21 protein-coding genes and 1 tRNA gene are annotated in these 17,968 nt (G+C 68.2%); 17 read left to right on the top strand and 5 right to left on the bottom strand.

The window, feature by feature from the left end:
* Window positions 1-65 precede the first annotated feature (65 nt).
* The 3 genes from ACFO8M_RS11990 to ACFO8M_RS11980 all read right to left on the bottom strand — a co-directional run bounded on the left by ACFO8M_RS11990 (window position 66) and on the right by ACFO8M_RS11980 (window position 2,076).
* Window positions 66-662 carry a hypothetical protein gene (locus ACFO8M_RS11990; protein WP_387975157.1) on the bottom strand — a complete coding sequence of 199 codons (597 nt, stop codon included), beginning with the start codon at window positions 660-662 and terminating at the stop codon, window positions 66-68.
* Window positions 663-975: 313 nt separating this feature from the next.
* Window positions 976-1,049: transfer RNA gene (locus ACFO8M_RS11985), tRNA-Pro, on the bottom strand.
* 130 nt (window positions 1,050-1,179) lie between these two features.
* On the bottom strand, window positions 1,180-2,076 hold the full coding sequence (locus ACFO8M_RS11980; protein WP_387975154.1) for a metallophosphoesterase: 897 nt from the start codon (window positions 2,074-2,076) through the stop codon (window positions 1,180-1,182).
* A 24-nt stretch (window positions 2,077-2,100) separates the two neighbouring features.
* Between ACFO8M_RS11980 and ACFO8M_RS11975 the strand changes: the two genes are divergently transcribed.
* The 17 genes from ACFO8M_RS11975 (at window position 2,101) to ACFO8M_RS11895 (ending at window position 16,312) form a co-directional block, all read left to right on the top strand.
* Window positions 2,101-2,556 carry a GatB/YqeY domain-containing protein gene (locus ACFO8M_RS11975; protein ID WP_387975151.1) on the top strand — a complete coding sequence of 152 codons (456 nt, stop codon included), beginning with the start codon at window positions 2,101-2,103 and terminating at the stop codon, window positions 2,554-2,556.
* Window positions 2,557-2,661: 105 nt separating this feature from the next.
* Entirely contained in the window at window positions 2,662-4,293 is a 1,632-nt protein-coding gene (locus ACFO8M_RS11970; RefSeq protein ID WP_387975148.1) for a peptide chain release factor 3, read from the top strand.
* Complete coding sequence (gene rsmA, locus ACFO8M_RS11965) at window positions 4,293-5,159, top strand: 16S rRNA (adenine(1518)-N(6)/adenine(1519)-N(6))-dimethyltransferase RsmA (protein WP_387975145.1); 867 nt, start codon at window positions 4,293-4,295, stop codon at window positions 5,157-5,159. Before ACFO8M_RS11970 ends, rsmA begins: the two co-directional genes overlap by 1 nt.
* Window positions 5,160-6,092, top strand: coding sequence for a 4-(cytidine 5'-diphospho)-2-C-methyl-D-erythritol kinase (locus ACFO8M_RS11960; protein WP_387975142.1), 933 nt, complete (start codon window positions 5,160-5,162; stop codon window positions 6,090-6,092).
* A gap of 147 nt (window positions 6,093-6,239) precedes the next feature.
* A complete protein-coding gene (locus ACFO8M_RS11955; RefSeq protein ID WP_387975139.1) occupies window positions 6,240-7,418 on the top strand; it encodes a hypothetical protein in 1,179 nt (392 codons plus the stop codon).
* A 198-nt stretch (window positions 7,419-7,616) separates the two neighbouring features.
* On the top strand, window positions 7,617-8,021 hold the full coding sequence (locus ACFO8M_RS11950; protein WP_387975136.1) for a YbaB/EbfC family nucleoid-associated protein: 405 nt from the start codon (window positions 7,617-7,619) through the stop codon (window positions 8,019-8,021).
* The gene (locus ACFO8M_RS11945; protein WP_387975133.1) at window positions 8,021-8,344 is read left to right on the top strand and encodes a hypothetical protein; all 324 of its coding nucleotides are present in this window, start codon (window positions 8,021-8,023) and stop codon (window positions 8,342-8,344) included. Before ACFO8M_RS11950 ends, ACFO8M_RS11945 begins: the two co-directional genes overlap by 1 nt.
* 2 nt (window positions 8,345-8,346) lie before the next feature.
* The gene (locus ACFO8M_RS11940; protein WP_387975130.1) at window positions 8,347-9,840 is read left to right on the top strand and encodes a WXG100-like domain-containing protein; all 1,494 of its coding nucleotides are present in this window, start codon (window positions 8,347-8,349) and stop codon (window positions 9,838-9,840) included.
* A 68-nt stretch (window positions 9,841-9,908) separates the two neighbouring features.
* Window positions 9,909-10,355 carry an ASCH domain-containing protein gene (locus ACFO8M_RS11935; RefSeq protein WP_387975127.1) on the top strand — a complete coding sequence of 149 codons (447 nt, stop codon included), beginning with the start codon at window positions 9,909-9,911 and terminating at the stop codon, window positions 10,353-10,355.
* A gap of 199 nt (window positions 10,356-10,554) precedes the next feature.
* A complete protein-coding gene (locus tag ACFO8M_RS11930; protein ID WP_387975124.1) occupies window positions 10,555-10,938 on the top strand; it encodes a hypothetical protein in 384 nt (127 codons plus the stop codon).
* Between the two features lie 269 nt (window positions 10,939-11,207).
* Window positions 11,208-11,465 carry a hypothetical protein gene (locus ACFO8M_RS11925; protein WP_387975121.1) on the top strand — a complete coding sequence of 86 codons (258 nt, stop codon included), beginning with the start codon at window positions 11,208-11,210 and terminating at the stop codon, window positions 11,463-11,465.
* 9 nt (window positions 11,466-11,474) lie between these two features.
* Window positions 11,475-12,218 (top strand): hypothetical protein, encoded by a 744-nt coding sequence (locus tag ACFO8M_RS11920; RefSeq protein WP_387975119.1) that lies wholly within the window; start codon window positions 11,475-11,477, stop codon window positions 12,216-12,218.
* On the top strand, window positions 12,215-12,661 hold the full coding sequence (locus tag ACFO8M_RS11915) for a hypothetical protein (protein WP_387975116.1): 447 nt from the start codon (window positions 12,215-12,217) through the stop codon (window positions 12,659-12,661). Before ACFO8M_RS11920 ends, ACFO8M_RS11915 begins: the two co-directional genes overlap by 4 nt.
* 307 nt (window positions 12,662-12,968) lie before the next feature.
* On the top strand, window positions 12,969-14,714 hold the full coding sequence (locus tag ACFO8M_RS11910; RefSeq protein WP_387975113.1) for a hypothetical protein: 1,746 nt from the start codon (window positions 12,969-12,971) through the stop codon (window positions 14,712-14,714).
* On the top strand, window positions 14,705-15,091 hold the full coding sequence (locus tag ACFO8M_RS11905; RefSeq protein WP_387975110.1) for a hypothetical protein: 387 nt from the start codon (window positions 14,705-14,707) through the stop codon (window positions 15,089-15,091). The genes ACFO8M_RS11910 and ACFO8M_RS11905 overlap by 10 nt, the downstream gene beginning before the upstream one ends.
* 7 nt (window positions 15,092-15,098) lie before the next feature.
* Window positions 15,099-15,842, top strand: coding sequence for a hypothetical protein (locus ACFO8M_RS11900; protein ID WP_387975107.1), 744 nt, complete (start codon window positions 15,099-15,101; stop codon window positions 15,840-15,842).
* The gene (locus tag ACFO8M_RS11895) at window positions 15,839-16,312 is read left to right on the top strand and encodes a hypothetical protein (protein ID WP_387975104.1); all 474 of its coding nucleotides are present in this window, start codon (window positions 15,839-15,841) and stop codon (window positions 16,310-16,312) included. The genes ACFO8M_RS11900 and ACFO8M_RS11895 overlap by 4 nt, the downstream gene beginning before the upstream one ends.
* 78 nt (window positions 16,313-16,390) lie before the next feature.
* Here the strand turns inward: ACFO8M_RS11895 and ACFO8M_RS11890 are convergent, their stop codons facing one another.
* Both ACFO8M_RS11890 and ACFO8M_RS11885 read right to left on the bottom strand, forming a co-directional pair.
* Entirely contained in the window at window positions 16,391-17,206 is an 816-nt protein-coding gene (locus ACFO8M_RS11890; protein WP_387975101.1) for a sulfite exporter TauE/SafE family protein, read from the bottom strand.
* The gene (locus ACFO8M_RS11885) at window positions 17,206-17,967 is read right to left on the bottom strand and encodes a type III pantothenate kinase (protein ID WP_387975098.1); all 762 of its coding nucleotides are present in this window, start codon (window positions 17,965-17,967) and stop codon (window positions 17,206-17,208) included. The genes ACFO8M_RS11890 and ACFO8M_RS11885 overlap by 1 nt, the downstream gene beginning before the upstream one ends.
* Window position 17,968: the final 1 nt, after the last annotated feature.

Here is a 17,968-nt window from a genome sequence, read left to right as displayed (position 1 = left end):
ACCGACGGGCTCAAGTGGCGCACAGTAGGCCGGGGCCGCGGCCGCGGCCCCGGCCTCCGGTTCGGTTAGGCAGCACGGAGCTTCCCGCGCAGCCACCAGGCGATCTGGAGGAGCACACCCAGAGCGATCGCCCCCATGAGGACGTACATCAGCACCTCGTCCGCGATTGCGATCGCCGATTCCAGGTGCGCGCCGGTCCTCCATTGCGGTACCTGAACGCTGATCGCGAAGACCGCGCAGCCCAGGGCGGGCAGGCCGTAGGCGAGGCGGCGGCCCGGCAGCGGCCAGGCGGCCGCGATGAGCACTGCCGCGGCGGCGGCGAAAGCCGCGGTGAAGCCTGGTGACACCGTCTCGTTCGGATTGCCGGCGGGCAGGAAGTACACGGCGGTGACGAAGAGCGAGAGCAGCATCGCAGCCAGGGCGCCTCCTTCGGCGAGGTACGTCTTCACGCGTGGGCGCGGCATCCGCCATGAGGCCCAGAGCAACCAGGGTGCAGGCAGAGACAGGACCGCGATGCCGAGTGCGGTCTGGACCGGGCCTGACAGGTCCCCGTCCAGGTCGAGCCAGCCCAGGAGAAGGAAGAGCCATGCGAACGGGGCGAGCCCCCAGATGATGGCGGGCACGATGCCCTTTGAAGCGGTGGTCTGCGGTGTCGTGTTCATGAGGCCAGTGTCGCGACCATGCGCAAGCACTTCACTACCGAATTCGCGCCTCAGTTGTAGCGTTCCTACAACAGATCCCTGCGATCGATCCGTGATGCCCTCGTTTTTTCTCAGGTTCCCACAAACGTTCTGCCGTGGCCGCACCCACGAAGGCACCCGCGTCCTCCACACCGTCACCGGCGCGCTCCTCTGCGAACTCACCCGCGACTACCAACCCACCGGCAAACCCAAAGGCCCAACCAGACCTGCATAGCAAAACAGGCCGAACCTTTGCAGGTTCGACCTGTTTCCGATGTCCTGAGACATCACACTGTCGGGTTGACAGGATTTGAACCTGCGACCCCCTCGTCCCGAACGAGGTGCGCTACCAAGCTGCGCCACAACCCGATGTTCTGTTTTTTCGCGCGCACGCTGGGCGTTCGCATCGGTTTGAAATGCTACCCGAGTCCTCCGACTCGCGTCGAACGGGGTCGGGGCCGCTTCGGGCCCGGTCACATCCGGGCCCGAAGCGGTCTCGCTAGAACGCCTTCGGCACGAACGTCAGGAGGCTGGCCTCCGGGGCGCACGCGAACCGGACCGGCGCGTACGGGCTCGTGCCCAGGCCGGCCGAGACGTGCAGCCACATGTCCTCCCACGGGTGGAGGCCCTTGACGCGCTCGCGGTCGATCCCGCAGTTGGTGACCAGCGCCCCGTACCCGGGGACGCAGAGCTGGCCGCCGTGGGTGTGCCCGGCGGCCACGAAGTCGTAGCCGTCGCGGGCGAACTCGTCGAGCACGCGCGGCTCCGGCGAGTGCGTCAGCCCGATCGACAGGTCCGCACTCTTGGGGACCGGCCCGGCGACCAGTTCGTAATCGTCGAGGTCGAAGTGCGGGTCGTCGACGCCCGCGAAGTGCACGTTGAGCCCGGCCACGACCTTGTCGGCGGCGGCGTTGTTGAGGTCGAGCCAGCCGCCGTCGGTGAGGACCTTGCGCAGTTCCTCGGTGGGCAGCGGGTCGCCGTACTTGTGCTCGTGGTTCGGGTTGAAGTACTGCAGCGGGTTCTTGAACACCGGCGCGTAGTAGTCGTTCGAGCCGAATACGAACGCGCCGGGCGCGCGCAGCAGCGGCCGGAGCGTCTTGGCGACGAGGTCGACCGCGTCAGGGTGGGCGAGGTTGTCCCCGGTGAGCAGCACCAGGTCCGGGTCGAGCGCGGACAGGGACGCGACCCAGTGGGCCTTGCGCACCTGGCCGGGCGTCATGTGCAGGTCGGAGATGTGCAGCACCCGGATCGGCTCTGCGCCTTCGGGGAGCGCTGGCACCGCGAAGTGGCGGAGCGTGTACTGGACGCGCTCGTAGAGAGAGGCGTAGGCGAGCGCCAGCGCCCCGGCGCCGACCCCGATCCCGGCTGCTGCGGCTAGTCCACGGCTGATCTTCATACCCCAACGGTAGATTGTCGAGATATGAGCGAGCTAAAGACCCAGTTGGAAACCGATATGCGAGTTGCCCTCAAGGCGAAGGACAAGGTGACGCTGGGCACCTTGCGCATGGTGCTGACGGCGGTGCGGAACGAGGAGCTCGCCGGGAAGACCCCGCGGGAACTCGAGGACGCCGACGTGGTGAAGGTGCTGGTCAAGCAGGCCAAGCAGCGGCGCGAGGCGGCCGAGGGGTTCCGTGCGGGCGGGCGCGAGGAGTCGGCGGAGGCCGAGCTCGCGGAGGAGGCCGTGATCAAGCGGTACCTGCCGACCGAGCTCACTGAGGCCGAAGTCACGCAACTGGTGCGCGAGGTGATCGCGGAGGGCGGTTTCGCCGGGCCGCGGGACATGGGCAAGGTCATGAAGGCGGTCGGGCCGAAGACGGCCGGGCGCGCCGACGGGAAACTCGTGTCCGGGATCGTGAAGGCGGAGCTCGGCGGGTAGGCGCCGCGACCGGTCCACTCGCCGCGCGGGCGCACGGGTCGTGTCGCCGTTCACGGCTATCGTTGAGGGTCGGGCCCGCTTCGCTTTACCAACCTTGAGGAATCCATGTCCAGCCACATCGCGGCCGAGGCCGCGCGCCGCCGCACCTTCGCGGTGATCTCCCACCCCGACGCCGGCAAGTCGACGATCACCGAGGCCCTGGCGCTGTACGGCCGCGCCATCTCCTCGGCCGGCGCCGTGCACGGCAAGGGCGACCGCAAGGGCGTGGTCTCCGACTGGATGTCCATGGAGCAGGACCGCGGCATCTCCATCACCTCCGCGGCCCTGCAGTTCGAGTACCGCGACTGCGTCGTCAACCTGCTCGACACGCCCGGCCACGCCGACTTCTCCGAGGACACCTACCGGGTCCTCACCGCCGTCGACGCCGCCGTGATGCTCCTGGACGCCGCGAAGGGCCTCGAGCCGCAGACCCTGAAGCTGTTCGAGGTGTGCCGGGCCCGGCGCATCCCCGTGATCACCTTCATCAACAAGTGGGACCGGCCCGCCAAGGACGCGCTCGAGCTCATCGAGGAGATCGAGACCCGCATCGGCATCAAGCCGACGCCGGTCACGTGGCCCGTGGGCGTCGGCGGCGAGTTCCGCGGCGTGATCGAGCGCGTCGGGTTCGGGGAAGAGTCTGACGGCCGCCGCGCGGCCGGACCGCAGGTCCCGGGCATGGTCCGCTACGAGCGCTCGCCCGGCGGGCAGCAGCTCGCGGTCGCCGAGTTCCTCGACGAGGCCGCCGCGATGGCCGAGTTCGGCCCCGATTACGAACGCGCCCAGGAGGAATCCGAACTCCTCAGCGAAGTCGAGGCGGACTTCGACCCGAAGACCTTCGAGGCCGGGCACACCACGCCGACCCTGTTCGGCGCGGCCCTCGTCCACTTCGGCGTCGGCCAGCTCCTCGACCTCCTCGTCGACATCGCCCCGTCGCCGTTCTCGCGCGAGGACGCCAAGGGTGAGCCGCGCGACCTGGAAGACGGCTTCTCCGGGTTCGTCTTCAAGTCGCAGGCGAACATGAACGCCTCCCACCGCGACCAGCTCGCGTTCATCCGCGTCTGCTCCGGCCACTTCGAGCGCGGCATGCAGGTCACGCAGGCCCAGGGCAAGCGCACCATGTCCACCAAGTACGCCCAGACGCTGTTCGGCTCCGCCCGCGACACCGTCGACGAGGCCTGGCCGGGCGACATCGTCGGCCTGGTCAACGCCACCGGCCTGTCGGTGGGCGACACGATCTACTCGGGCAAGTCTGTCGAGTACCCGCCGCTCCCGGCGTTCGCGCCCGAGCACTTCGGGGCCCTGCAGATGCACGACACCTCCAAGGCCAAGCGGTTCCGCCGCGGCATCGCCCAGCTCGACGCCGAGGGCGTCGTCCAGGTGCTGTACTCCGAGCGCCGCGGCGAGGCCACGCCCGTCCTGGCGGCCGTGGGTCCCCTCCAGTTCGAGGTCACGGTCGCGCGCCTCCAGGCCGAGTTCGACGTCCCCGCGACGATCGACAACCTGCCGTACCAGCTCGCGCGCCTCACCGACGCCGAGGGCGCCGCGCGCCTGCGCACCGCGCCGGGCGTCGAGATCTTCTCCCGCCCGAGGGACGGCGCGTACCTGGTGGCGCTGCCGAACAAGTACCGCATCCAGACCATCGTCAACGACTACCCCGGTCTCGTCCTGGAACCGCTCCTCGCCGGGGGCCAGGGCTGATGGCGCGCCTGCTGAACTCGGGCGACATCCGGTCCCTCTCGCGCGGCCTGCAGATCTCGCCGACGAAGAAGTGGGGCCAGAACTTCGTCGTCGACGCCAACACGGTGCGCCGCATCGCGAACGTCGCCAAGCTCGACGCCGACGACGTCGTCATGGAGGTCGGGCCCGGCCTCGGCTCGCTCACCTTGGCGCTCATCGAGATCGCGCGGCGCGTGATCGCCGTCGAGATCGACCCGAAGCTCGCGCTCGCCCTGCCGACCACCGTCGCGCACCGCGCCCCCGAGGAACACGAGAAGCTCACCGTCATCGAGACCGACGCCGCCCGCATCAAGCCCGAGCAGATGCCCGAGCCGCCCACCGCGCTCGTGGCGAACCTGCCGTACAACGTGGCCGTGCCCGTCGTCCTCCACGCCCTGGAGACCTTCCCGAGCCTCCGGAAGGGACTCGTGATGGTCCAGGCGGAGGTCGGCGACCGGCTCACGGCCGGGCCGGGCTCCAAGATCTACGGTGTCCCCAGCATCAAGATGGCCTGGTACGCCAAGGCGAAGCGCGCCGGGTCGGTGTCCCCCAAGGTGTTCTGGCCCGAACCGAACGTGTCCAGCGGCCTGGTCGCGTTCGAGCGCATCGAGAGCCCTGACGCGAACCGCGTCGAGGTCTTCGGCGCCGTGGACGCCGCGTTCGGGCAGCGTCGCAAGATGCTGCGCCAGTCGCTCAAGGCCTGGGCGGGCGCCGACGTGGAAGCCGTGCTCGATCGGGCGGGAATCGAACCCACCAGGCGGGGTGAGTCGTTGGACATTACGGAGTTCATCGCCCTCGCCGACGCCAAGGAGGCTCTGGGCGAGACCGCACCGTCTCAGGAGGCCTGAATGACCGGACAGACCGCGCCAGCCCAGCCCGGAGCGCAGATCAGCGTCGACGTGCCCGCGAAGATCAATCCGCACCTCGGCGTGGGCGACGCCCGCGCCGACGGCTTTCACGCACTGTCCACGGTGTACCAGGCGATCAGCCTGCACGACACCGTGACCGCCGAGCGGCGCGGTGAACCGGGCATCGAGATCACCATCTCGGGAGAGGGCGCCGGGACGCTGCCCACCGACGAGGCCAACCTCGCGCACAAGGCCGCCAAGCTCATCGCCCTCTATGCCGGGATCGAACCGGACGTCAAGCTGCACTTGAACAAGCGCATCCCCGTCGCCGGGGGCCTCGCGGGAGGCTCGGCCGACGCGGCCGGGGCGCTCATCGCCTGCGCGCGGCTGTGGGAGGTCGAGATCGGCGACGCCGAGCTGCACCGCCTCGCCGGCGGGCTCGGCTCGGACGTCCCGTTCTGCCTCAAGGGCGGCACCGCGATCGGCAGGGGACGCGGCGAGGAGCTGACCCCTGTGGCCGCCAAGGGGACCTGGCACTGGGTCGTCGCGACGACGGACACGCAGATCTCGACCCCCGAGTGCTACAAAGAGGTCGACCGGCTCCGCGAGGACGGCATCGGCCGCTACTCCTCCGATGTGGACCCGATCGTGAAGGCGTTCGAGGGCGGCGCGAGCGCCGACGACCTCGCCCGCATCCTCATCAACGACATGGAGGCCGCGGCCGTGAGCCTGCGCCCGCAACTGGCCTCGCTCATGCACGGCGGCCTGGAGGAAGGCGCTCTAGCCGCGCACGTCTCCGGTTCGGGTCCGACAGTCCTGTTCCTGGCCCACGACGTCAAGCACGCGGTCGCGTTGGCGAGGCGCATCCGGATGCGCGGCGGCGCGAAGAGCGTCCACCTCGCCCACGGTCCGGTGAACGGCCCGGCAGCCTGAACACCGCCGGAACGGGTCGCTCACCAGCGGTTTGCATCGCTGGCCGACCAACGGCCGACCGTCTTGGACTCGCCGAGGACGGCGACCGTCCGATCCTCCAGGTATGGTGAAGGCCACTCTGGTCACTCGCCCTGGAGGCAGTCTCCCGTGTCCGATTTCAAGCATGCCCCCGCCACGCTCGGAAGCATCGAATTCGACTCCGCCCGAATCGCGATTCGGGAGTGGGTCGGCAACCGCAACGCCGGATACCGCTTCCCGGTCCGGCAAGGTTTCGATCGCCGCGCCGACCGACCGGCGACCAATCGGCAGACCGAACTGACCTCGATCGTCAAAGACGCCGCCGAGGCCACCGCTGCGGCCCTGTTCGGGGGCGACAAGGCCCAGCAACGGCAGTTCCTCGATTCCCTGCTCAGCGGCAAGCGGCGGGGTCGGACGGTCGACGACGCGGCCGGCCCGAGGCAGCTGGTCAACGAGGTCCGCCATTGGATGGCGGAGAGGGGGTCTCCGCTCAAATCCACTACCGGAATGTCGGACGCCGATCTGCATCGATGCCTCCAAGAACTCTGCGAGCAGGTCATCATCGGCTTCGGTGTCCGCGCCGAACACGACCGCGAGAAGGACCCCGACCTCTACCGTCGGTGGGTCCGATTCTGGAACACCGAGGTCGCCACGGCCCCACAAGAACACTCCGCCGGCACCCGAGGCGGGCAGTTCGACAACGAATTCCTCGGCCAGGTGCGCGACGTCTATCAGGCTCAGATCATCAACATCAGCATTCCCGTGCCGAAGCTGCCCGAGGTGCCCGACGTACAAGAGACACCAGAGCGGCCGAGCGGCCGACGGCGCTTCGTGCGGCCGGTGCTGCTGATCGCCGCGCTGGCAGTGGTCGCGGTCGCCCCAGTGACGTTGGTGGACCTGATCTCGCGTCCGGGACGAGGCAGCGACGACAGCCCCTCGAACGAGGGGTCGTCTGGAGAGAACAGCGGCCGCGAATCCGCCACCCCGACCGAGCAGGTCGCCCAGATCCGCCTCGAGGCGGTCCGGTCGACTTGCGCTCCATCTGCGGAGTCGGTCCGCGTCGAGGACGACGGGAAGACCATGATCATCGAACGCGCTCTGGCAGAGGAAGATCCGGGTATCGGATGGGACGAGCTCGGATGTCTCTTCGAGGAACTCGAGATGCCCGATTCCGTGCTGTCACGGGTGCAGAGCACCAACTCCTTCAGCGGAATCGTGGACGACGAATGGCCCGGCTTCACCGCCTTCTGGACTTATCACCGGGACAGCGGCTTGCACATGACCATCGAGCAAGTTCAGACTCGATAGACGGTCCGGTGAGCGGCCCCGCCGCGTAGCAGGAGCGCCCCGCCTTCCTCGGCAACCTGTGGGCGAGTGATGACCGATCCGTGACGGCCGCCCGTAGTTTCGCGGCCATGACAGACCGTCCGAAGCCGCGTCGCTCCCCGATGCCGCTTCCCGCGAATCGCTTCCGCACGTTTCGCGGCACTCCCCGAGGAGGCCGACATGAGCCGACGCGACCCTGACGAGCGGCCCACCGCGCGCGGTGACATCAAGGGCTACCTCGCCGACTTCGAGACCCGCATGTCCCGACTCCAGGAGCAGGCCGACGATTCGCGCGATCGCCTCGAGGCGATCAGCGCCAGCGCCGCCAGCGACCACGAGGAGGTCACCGTCACCGTCGGCGCGGGCGGGGCGCTGCTGGCCGTCGAGTACGGCCCCAACGCCCGCCGCACCAGCCCGCAGTCCCTCGGTGAGATGACGATGGCCATGTACGCCAAGGCCGTCGCCGACGCCGCGTCCCAGGCCACGGCGGTCATGACCGGGCTCCTCGGTGCCGACACGCCCGCGATGTCGAACTTCGCGGCGTCCCTGCGACGCGGCGAGCACAGCGCGGGCGGCGAGTACTGATGGGCAACGGTTGGAGCGTCGTCAACGACGCCATACGGCAGGTCGCCGCCGCCACGCGCGGTGATGTCAGCGAACCGCTCAAGGACATCGCGACCCGCGCGAAGGACGCCGAGCTGTCCGACGACAACGCGTTCAGCGAGTACTTGGCCGACCTGGTGCCCCCGGCGCTCAAGCAGTTCGACCAGGCCGCCGAGCGCGCGCTCAGCGCCGCCGCCGATTTCGCGGACGCGCTCGCCGACGGGCTCGAGGCCGCCCAGAAGTCCTATGAGGATGCTGATGACGCCGTCTCCGGTGATCTGGTCAAACTCACGGAGGGGCTGTAGCCATGGGATGGGGACCGTTCCCGAGCCCCGGCGAGGTCGTCGAGGCCGTCTCCGACACCGTGGACGTCGTCGCCGACGTCCACGAGGGCATCGTCTCGTTCGGCGCCGACGCGCTCGAGGCCGCCGGCGACGCCGCCCTCGGCATGGCCGAGACGGCGTTCAACGGCCTCCGGGCCGCCACCGAATGGGTCGGCGACAACATCGACCTGCTCACGCTCGTCATCAACCCGTTCGCTTACCTCACTGGCGAAGTGGCCGGGTACATCATCAGCAGCATCGGCTGGCTCAAGGACCCGATCGACCTCATGCAGGGCGACGGCGACGCCGTCGCCGAGCTCGCCGAGGAGTGGAAGTCGATCAGCGAGGCGCTGTCGCGGACCAGCCAGTTGGCGACGCAGGGCGCGGAGAGCTCCAGCGACGTCTGGAAGGGCGACGCCGGGGAGACCTACCGCAAGATCGCGAAGGCCTTCGGCAAGACGATCGCGACCGCCGCGGGCCTCGCTTCGACTGCGGGCGACCGGATCAACAACATCGGCAGCCTCGTGGCCGAGGCCCGCGGCGACGTCGTCGAGCTCGTCTTCGACTGCCTTGAGCTGTGCGTCAAGATCATGCTCGGGGCCCTGGCCGCGGGCGCCGCCGGCATCCCGGAAGGCATCACGGCGATCGTCAAGGAGGCGACCGGCACCCACGACGAGGTGAAGCGGCGACTTGAGAAGCTGAAGACCGATGTGCAAGCGGCGCTTGAAGGACTGACGCAGGTCGTCCAAGGCTTCTCCACAATCGAGTCTGAGTTGAAGACGGGCGCGGCGAACATCCGCAACCCCGGTTCGAAGCAGCCCAAGCAGAAGGAGGAGCAGCCGAAGAAGGACGACCCCGCCGAGAAGAAGGGCGACGACACCGGCAGCGGCTCGGGCAGTGGCTCCGGGAGCGGATCGGGCGAGGAGACCGGCGAAGAGACCAGCGAGAACACCGGCAGTGGCTCAAGCAGCGGCGCCGGCGGAGGCGGCGGGGCAGAAGAGCCCGCGACCGAAGAGGAGAAGGATACCGACGACTCCGAGCTCGCCGTCACCGAACTCCCCGACGGCTCCAAAGTGCTCAACCCCTATCTCGTGGCGACCATTTCCGACGAGGAGTGGCAGAAGATGGCCGAGACCATCCCGCGCGAGAAGTGGGAGGAGATGGCGAAGCACCCCGAGAACGTCCCGCCCGAGCTCGCCGAACACGCGCCCGAGGACCTGAAGAGCAAGTTCCCCTCGAACGCCCCCGACTGGAAGCCGCCCCTCGACGAGAACGGCCGCCCGAAACCGACCGGCGCCGAGATCCCCGCCGACCTGGTGCAGTACATGACCCCCGGGATGGACCAGGCCATCGAGGACTTCGACATGGAGACCGGCGAGGAGGCCTGGGAGCAGGAGCACCTCACCGAGGAGCAGCGCCTGAGCGACGATGCCGAATCGAGTGACGCCGCAGGCGATTATGAGGAAGCACTCGGCTAGGTCCACACCGACGCCCGCGCACGGCCTTCCGCAGCGGCCGTTGCAACCGGCCGGACTACCGTGGTCGCATGTCGCCGAGCGTCCCCACCCCTGCAGAGATCGCCGCGTTGCCGAAGGCCGAGTTCGCGTTCCCGGGCCCGCTGCGCGACCAGCTGGTGGCGGCGATCCTGGACGGCGCCAAGACCTCCACGACCGGGCTGGTGGTGGACTACGAACACGAGGGTGAAGCCCTGCCCGAGGTCGGCGAGCGGGCGGTCGTCATCGACTCGAATGCGCGGCCGGTCGCGGTCATCGAGACCACCGAGGTTCGGGTCGTGCCGTTGTCGGAGATCGACCTCCGGCACGTGATCGACGAGGGCGAAGGCGACCGCAGCATCGCCGAGTGGCGGGCGAACCACGAATCGTTCTGGCACAGCGAGGAGATGCGGGAGGCGCTGGACGATCCGGAGTTCACCGTCGACGACGCGACACTGGCAGTGCTGCAACGCTTCCACCTGGTGGCCGACCTGCGCTGAGGCAGAGGGCATGTCGCTCAGGCGTTTCCGCGTATCGCGCCCGCATGGTTCAACCGGCCGCCTTCGGATTCGCCACGACCGCCGCGACCACCGGGACCGTCACGCTGGACGCGTAGTCTTCGACGTCATGAGCGAACCTCCCAACCCCTCGGGCCACGAAGACCGGCCTGCCACGCGGCAAACGATGCGACTCCAAGCCATGGTCAAGACACTCTGGATCAGCCTCGCGCAAGTTGCGACTGCCGTCGTGGTCGCCAATGTCTGTCTCACCGCCTCCTCAGCACTACGCACGGGTCCGCCCCCCGACTTTTCCGACGGTGAGGTGCTTTTCTTCCTCGCCGCGCTAGTGCTCACCCCACTCAGCTCGATGATCATCGGCCCCCTGGTCGCCGGGAAGCTTGATCTTGCCAAACCGGGCGTTTACAGCCTTTCTGCCCTCGCGGCCTTCGTGCTCACCGCAATTGGAGCGCGGACTCCAGGCGTGATGGAAAACGTTGACGTTCTCTCCTTGATCCTTACCACCCTGAACCTCGCCCTCGGCTATGGCACCGGCATATGGCGGGAAAGGCCGCGCCGGATCTGACTACGCGGCCCGGTACGAGAGCGCGAAGGCCCACTGCCGCAGGGCTTGTTAGTGAGGCACGCGCGTCCGCGCGCGAGCAGTGCGATGGGTGGGACGACAGCCGTGCCCTGCACGGTTGGCGTTTCCGTTGGCGCTGGCGCGTGTCGTGCGGGGTTGTCCCGGTTCGGGTAACGTCAGCCGCGACAACGGTTCGCAGCGTCGGCGGCGGTATTCGAGCTGCAACGCGATCCTCTGCGCCCCAGTCTGAACGAGTGAGAACGGATATCCCCATGGCTTCCATTGATGAAGTGATCGCCTCGATCAGCGCGAACGCGAACGCGGCCACGGAGTTTCAGGGTCAGATCGAGGGCACCAAGGCGATGACCGAGGAAACCCTCGGTCAGTTGCAGGCCTTGAACGTCGAAGGTGCGGCGGCTGCGATCGGAGCTTGCAAGGATCAGTTGGAGGAGTGCTCGGCGCTCGCGGCGGCGTTGCAGAACAAGCTGAACGAGGCGATGTCTGCGGCGGCTGCCGCGAAACAACAGTAGGTTTCGGTTGTGGCTGGTTTGTACGAGCTGTCCGCCAAGATCGAGGCCGATCGGGCAGCGGTTGAGGCGGTAGCCGGGCCGATCAATTCGTCAAAGGGCCAGGCCGAACACGCCACTGTTGAGATCGGCGGCCTCGGCGCCGAGGCCGCTTCGGTGCGAATGCGCGCTGTGGTCGACAAGATTGAAGAGGCGGAGTCCATAAGGGCGACGCTTCAGGGTTCGCTGGTCAAGGCGCATTTTATTGTCCTGTCGGCCATCCATGGCACAATGGGACCGAGAGCGCGAGCTTCGGGAGCGACCGGCGGCGATTCCTCAGGCGAATCGGCCATCTCGCCTCAACCGGTCACGGAATTCGACTTCGTTGCCGGGCTCGACCACGAGCCGGGCCCGGATCAGCTCCGATACATCGCTGACGAGCCTGCGAAACTTCCCGAGGAGATCGACCCGTTCGATGACTCACGGCTTACGAGCCGGCCGGTGCGCGCGGTGAGGGTCGCTGCGAGAGGTGTCGAGGACCTTCAGGGCGGGACGAAGCAGGTCACCACCGACGCTGTGAACTTCCAGCACTTCTTCGATCCTCCCGCCGACAACGAATACACCGAATCGCTGCCGAAGGACACCGGCCCGCAATTCACGAACGATCCCCCGAGCGCCACGCCGCTCGACCCGATCCAAGCCGTCGCAAACTTCACGGCGATGGGGGTCGCGGTCGCTAAGGTAGCAGTGGGCGAGATGAGGAAGAGGAACCGATGACTGCAAGTACCGCTCCGCGAAAGCTGCTCCGGGCTTTCGCCCTGCGAGACACCGAAACCACGCATGCGCTTAACGAGGAGCTCCCGGAGTCGCAGCGCGATGAATACTTCGACCTAGTCGCCGCCCTGTTCGCGATTCTCCTCGAACGCAGGTTCGCGAACGGCGTCAGCCGCGATGCGATCGCCAGCTTTGTCAAGGAGATGCGCTACGACTATCGAAATGCGCAGCCCCCTTTCAACTCGCTAGCTGCCGAGGGAGTGATCCGCGCGGCTTTCGGCGATGACCACATGCTGGCAGACATCCCGAATGCCGAGGTACTGAGTGTTCAGCACCAGGTGATCACGAAGGTAGTCGCTCAGGATACCGACGTCTCGGCCTCACTTGATCGCTTTCTCGATGAGGCAGAGTCGACTGCCGCGAGCTGGCGAGCGGAAGACGCCTAGCTTCAGCGTTCATCCAAATGCGCAAGGGGGGACAAGGTCAAAGCCCTTGTCCCCCTTTTGGTTTCAAAAAAGTTCTAGACGGCTCAGTCTCGTAAGTTGACACGTAAGTTTTGGCGCGTCATCATCGAAAGAGGTTCTCGCGCAATCGTAAGCGAGCCGAATTCTTACGTCTCGAACGGAGCTTGTTACGACGCAACCCGCTCACATCAGCCTTTATCTATAGGCCAGAATGTAAACGCCGCCCGGTGGTTCCAAAGTTTGGTAGCCAAGGCCCACCGGGCGGCCAACAACAGAAAGCGAGCCTTCTGTGTCGTCTACGACGATACGCTATTCCGGCGTACCTGAAAACAGCCATTCCCGGCGGTTCGATTCCGGCCACAACTCCGGCCAGAGCCCCGAACCCGCTTCCGACATCACCGCCGACTCGACCTCCTACACCCACCGAGCCCCAACCGACGACTTCGACCGCGGCCCGGACTCGGACCTGACCCTCAAGTGGCGCAGGCGCCTCCGCGCAATGTCCGACCCGGATCCCGCCGCTTCCGGGGCCGACCGCCCAGAAGTCCCCGGCACCCGTGGGTTCAACCGCGCAGAGGGCCTCTCCATCCCCGGGCTCGACCGCACGGAGGGCCCAGCCACCTCTGAGATCGACCAAACGAGGGACCCCGCAACCGGCGGGCTCGACCTATCCGAGGGCCACGCAAGCCACGGCTTCGACCACGCGGAAGACCCCGCGACCCACGGGTTCGACCACACGGCGGAACCCGCCACCATTTCATTCGTTCCCGGGTTCACGCGCGGCAAAGCCGCGCCGGTCTCCGACGATCCGCGCCACAACCACGCCTTCCCCCACCCGCAGAACCCCGGTCTGTTCACCGAACCGGACGGCTTCTACGACTGGGCGAACCGTCGCCTCTTCCTCCCCGACGGCTCACCCGATCCGATGACCCCCGGGGCCTACCGATACCAAACCCGCCCCGACCTGTGCGACCTCAACGCACCCGACTCCAACCCGTCCAACCCGCGCTACGAACCAATGCACCTGCGCCACAAGCCAGGCGACACGTACCTGATCGACCGCGCCCGTCCCTTCGACGTGCTCGACCCAGGTCCCTTCGGCTCCCCCGGATGGTTCCCCGACCGCCGCACCGGTCGTCACCGCCGCGACGAACTCCCCGACCCGATCCCGTGGTGGGAAGTCGAAGAGGAACCCGACAAAGCCGAGTGGGCCGAACACGCCGAAGCCCTCTGGGAGCGTCGCACCCGCATCACCCGCGAACGCGAAGCCCTCGAAGCCGCCGAGCGCGCGTCCTTCGAACCGAAGTCCCCCGACCGGCATGCCACTGAGCAGGTGTCGACCGGGCAGGTATCCACCGGGCAGACGTCGACCGAGCATCGGACCTACGAACCCGAGGCTGCCGAGTCCGCTTACATCGCAGCCCAACAGCCCGGGTCTCGCAGGCCCGAGGGCTCCCCAGACGACAACGATCCTCCCGAACCGCCGTCCCGGCAGTCGGGCCAGGAAGACCGTCCGAATCGTCAACCCGAGCCCCGGCCCCAGGCCCGGCCCCAGCCCTGGTCCAGGCCCGAACCTGAAGCGCGCCAACCGTCTCCCGGCCGCTCTCGCGGCCCATCGCAACCGCCGCACCCGGAGCAGCCGATGCACCTGCCACGTCAGATGGACCGCCGCTCGACCGATGTACCCGAGGAACCGCCGCACCGGTTCAACAAGCTCCGCGAAGACGCCTGGGACCGGTTCATCGAGAAATCCGCCGACCTCGCCGCAGCGCACCGCTCGCAAACCGCGATCGAACGCGAATGCGGTCCGACCATCGGCCGGATCGCACGTGGCATCCGCTTGATCGCCGGGCTCCTCCGCCATCGTCCTCGACCACGTGAGGCCGCACCGGTGCCGCCCGACCGGCACACCGCGCTCGCGGATCGGACCGCCCGGTTCGCGCAGGCCATGCGAGGCGTGCAGCGCGCCCGCAACGAAACGTCCCCGCCGAATGTGCGCCCCGACTACCTCCCGAGGGGTGCGGCATGGGCGTAGGTCGACTCGCACCGCACCGCATCCGCGCTCGATATGCGCAGGCGCTCAGGGAGATCCCGCTTCCGGTCAGGTCGTTCGGCGGGATCGACCCCGGCGGACTCACGACCGTCGCCGAGACCGAGGTCGGCGGTCGGCCAGTGCGGTTCGGGGTGCTGTACGGGATCCCGAGGCTATGGATCACGTTCCCCGAACACCTGCCGCCGATCCTCGGCTTCGTCACCGGATTCGACGGCACCGCAGCCATTGCCGCAAAGCCGGAACTCCACATCACCGAACTCGATCACCTCGGCTGGGTCCGCCAGCCCGGCCGGACCACGGCGCTCAAGCGTGCAGCGGTCGCCGCATGGCAAGCGGCCCGACGCGAATGCGAAGGATGACTCAACCATGACCATGGACCACACCGAGAACACGGCGCTGTTCCGCGCCCACGCAACCGTCCGGCTCACCGGCGACACCACCGAAGCCGACCGACTCGCAGCGTTGATCGGCGACGAGCAGCGCATGAGCCACTTGCTGTTCACGTTGACGCTGTTCAGCCAGTTCGTGCTCGAAGAGCTCGGCTACGAACCCGACCCGGCGGACCTCACCGCGCTCACGAAACGCTTGCACGACAAGCACTACCGTCCTGGGGGCTCGTTCGAGGCGCTGCGCGCCGAGGCGATGGTCCGGGCTGTCACCGTCGAATCGGTCCTGCTCACCGAGATCCCGCACCTTGAACAGGGCGCCTACATGTGGGTCGTCATCGACGAACTCGCCGATCACACGACGTCCGAAACCGAACTGGCCGAACGCTTCGACCTCGCCCAGGAGGCCGGCGCCGAAATGTTCGACGAGGCGCTCGAATCGCCGATCCTCGCACCGATGCGACGCAAAGCAGCGCAAGCGAGACCGCCCGCATCGGACACCACCGCCACCACCACCGACACGACCGAAAGGGCCGAAGGGGCCGAGGCAGCAGAGGCGGCCGAAGCGACCGAGGCCGCCGAAGGTGTTGAGGCGGTCGAGGCGGTCGAGGCGGTCGAGGCGGTCGAGGCGGTCGAGGCGGTCGAAGGGTCGTCTGCGGCCACCGCACCCGCCCAAACCGCTCCCGTCCAGACCGCTCCCACCCAGGAAGGAACCGACGCATGACACCCGATGCGCTCCACCGCACCCACCTCACCGCGCTCGTCACCGGCGAAGTCGAAACCGCCGCGAAGCTCAGGCAGCAGTTCCAGACGAAGGACCACGGCATCGCCGCCGAACACCTGCGGGCCGCCACCGCCGTGACCCTCGAATACCGCTTCGGCCCCGGCGCCGGACTCGGGGCAGGCCCGATCGACTACACCCGCCTCGCCGCGTTCATGACCGAACTGCGCCAGGCCGGGCGCGGCGTCGTCCCGCCGCACGACCACCTCGCGGTCGAAGCCATCACGCGGGCGCTCTACGGCGAACCGCACCTCACCGAACCACTCTCCGACCAGCGACGCAGCCAGGCGCACTACACCGCGCTCGCCTACGAGCTGCGCCGCTACGCCTGGCTCAAGGCGAACCCGGAACACCTCGTCTACTTCGCGAGGAAACGCATGACCACCTGGACCCTCGGCCGCCCCGAGGAATAACCAGAAGGGGGCCGCCAATACCAGCAGCGCCGCACCGGTGCCGGTCGGCGGCCCCCGGTTCCCCGGCGACCCCTGGAATCAAGTCGCGAGCATGTAGACGATCGCGGCAGTGCCGACGACCGCGATGGCGCCGCGGAGGGCGGGGGCGGGGAGCCCGCGTCCGATGCGGGCGCCGATGAGACCGCCGAGGGCGGAGCCGGTGGCAATGAGGGCGACCGCGGGCCAGTCGAGGCTGGCGGGGGCGATCAGGGCGAAGGTGGCGGCCGCGATGAGGTTGACGACCATGACCAGGAGGTTCTTGAGACCGTTGAGGGACTGGATCGTCTCGGCCGTGAGCAGACTGAGCAGGCCGACGATGAGGATCCCTTGGGCCGCACCGAAGTAGCCGCCGTACACGCCGAGCAGGAGCACCCCCGCGAACGTGCCGGCGGTCTTCCACCACGGGACGCTCGCGGACTCGGGCCGGGAGGCCGCGCGGCGGGCCGCGGCGCGTTGCACGAGCGGTCCGAGCAGGGCCATCGCGATGCCGAGCGCGATGAGCGCGGGCACGATCAGCTCGAACGCCTCCGACGGCAGCAGGAACAGGAGCGCGGCACCGGCGGCGCCGCCGACGGCCGAAGCGGGCAGCAGGAGCCGCGCCAGGTGCGCGGTGGCGCGCAGTTCGCGCCGGTAGCCGAAGGTGCCGGAGAGGCTGCCGGGGACCAGCCCGAGCGTGTTGGAGACGTTCGCGACGACCGGCGGGTATCCGAGCAGGAGCAGCACCGGGAAGGAGATGAGGGTCCCCGAGCCGACGATGGTGTTGATCGTTCCGGCGCCGAACCCGGCGGCGAAGATCGCGGTCCACGCGAACCAGTCGGCGCCCGCGCCCGCCTGGCCGAGGGACGCGATCACCATCAGACGTTGCGGTCCCAGATCATTCGGAGGCCGTGGAGGGTCAAGTTCGGCTCGTAGTGGGTGACCGTCTCGCACTGCTCGATCACGACCGGAGCGAGGCCGCCGGTGGCGACGACCGCGGTGGGTTCGGCCCCGAGCTCTTCGGTGATGCGCCGGACCAGACCGTCCACTTGCGCCGCCGTGCCGTAGACCATGCCCGACTGCAGGCACTCCACGGTGTTCTTGCCGATGACGCTGCGCGGCTTGACGAGCGGGATCTTCAGGAGGTTCGCCGCGCGTGAGGCGAGGGCGTCGATGGAGATCTCGATGCCCGGAGCGAAAGCGCCGCCGAGGAAGTCGCCGTGCTCGGAGATCACGTCGATGTTCGTCGAGGTCCCGAAGTCCACTGTGATGCACGGACCGCCGTAGAGGTGGAAGGCCGCGTGCGTGTTCGCGATGCGGTCGGGGCCGGCCTCGCGCGGGTTGTCGATGCTCAGGCGCACCCCGGTCTTGATGCCGGGCGCGATCTGCACGAGGTGCGCGTGCGGGTAGTACCGCTGCACCATCTTCGCGACCTCCGCGCCCTGCTGGGGCACGGTGGAGGACAGCGCGATCCCGCTCAGGTCCACGCCGTCGCCGTCGAGCAGGGCCCGGAAGGTGAGCCCCAGCTCGTCGGCGGTGGCGTGGGGATCGGTGCGGATCCGCCACGAGTGCTTGAGGGTCTCGCCCTCGAATACGGCGAGCACCGTGTTGGTGTTCCCGATGTCGACGCACAGCAGCACG

The sequence above is a fragment of the Glycomyces rhizosphaerae genome, assembly GCF_042647865.1.
Taxonomy (GTDB): Bacteria; Actinomycetota; Actinomycetes; order Mycobacteriales; family Micromonosporaceae; genus Glycomyces; species Glycomyces rhizosphaerae.
Note: the sequence above shows the minus strand (reverse complement) of the source record. Positions and strands in the feature narration are given on the sequence as shown.

Coding starts and splice junctions, on each gene's coding strand:
- ACFO8M_RS11990 (WP_387975157.1), bottom strand. CDS start 662: ATGAACACGACACCGCAGACCACCGCTTCAAAGGGCATCGTGCCCGCC.
- ACFO8M_RS11980 (WP_387975154.1), bottom strand. CDS start 2,076: ATGAAGATCAGCCGTGGACTAGCCGCAGCAGCCGGGATCGGGGTCGGC.
- ACFO8M_RS11975 (WP_387975151.1), top strand. CDS start 2,101: ATGAGCGAGCTAAAGACCCAGTTGGAAACCGATATGCGAGTTGCCCTC.
- ACFO8M_RS11970 (WP_387975148.1), top strand. CDS start 2,662: ATGTCCAGCCACATCGCGGCCGAGGCCGCGCGCCGCCGCACCTTCGCG.
- rsmA (WP_387975145.1), top strand. CDS start 4,293: ATGGCGCGCCTGCTGAACTCGGGCGACATCCGGTCCCTCTCGCGCGGC.
- ACFO8M_RS11960 (WP_387975142.1), top strand. CDS start 5,160: ATGACCGGACAGACCGCGCCAGCCCAGCCCGGAGCGCAGATCAGCGTC.
- ACFO8M_RS11950 (WP_387975136.1), top strand. CDS start 7,617: ATGAGCCGACGCGACCCTGACGAGCGGCCCACCGCGCGCGGTGACATC.
- ACFO8M_RS11945 (WP_387975133.1), top strand. CDS start 8,021: ATGGGCAACGGTTGGAGCGTCGTCAACGACGCCATACGGCAGGTCGCC.
- ACFO8M_RS11940 (WP_387975130.1), top strand. CDS start 8,347: ATGGGATGGGGACCGTTCCCGAGCCCCGGCGAGGTCGTCGAGGCCGTC.
- ACFO8M_RS11935 (WP_387975127.1), top strand. CDS start 9,909: ATGTCGCCGAGCGTCCCCACCCCTGCAGAGATCGCCGCGTTGCCGAAG.
- ACFO8M_RS11930 (WP_387975124.1), top strand. CDS start 10,555: ATGGTCAAGACACTCTGGATCAGCCTCGCGCAAGTTGCGACTGCCGTC.
- ACFO8M_RS11925 (WP_387975121.1), top strand. CDS start 11,208: ATGGCTTCCATTGATGAAGTGATCGCCTCGATCAGCGCGAACGCGAAC.
- ACFO8M_RS11915 (WP_387975116.1), top strand. CDS start 12,215: ATGACTGCAAGTACCGCTCCGCGAAAGCTGCTCCGGGCTTTCGCCCTG.
- ACFO8M_RS11905 (WP_387975110.1), top strand. CDS start 14,705: ATGGGCGTAGGTCGACTCGCACCGCACCGCATCCGCGCTCGATATGCG.
- ACFO8M_RS11900 (WP_387975107.1), top strand. CDS start 15,099: ATGACCATGGACCACACCGAGAACACGGCGCTGTTCCGCGCCCACGCA.
- ACFO8M_RS11895 (WP_387975104.1), top strand. CDS start 15,839: ATGACACCCGATGCGCTCCACCGCACCCACCTCACCGCGCTCGTCACC.
- ACFO8M_RS11890 (WP_387975101.1), bottom strand. CDS start 17,206: ATGGTGATCGCGTCCCTCGGCCAGGCGGGCGCGGGCGCCGACTGGTTC.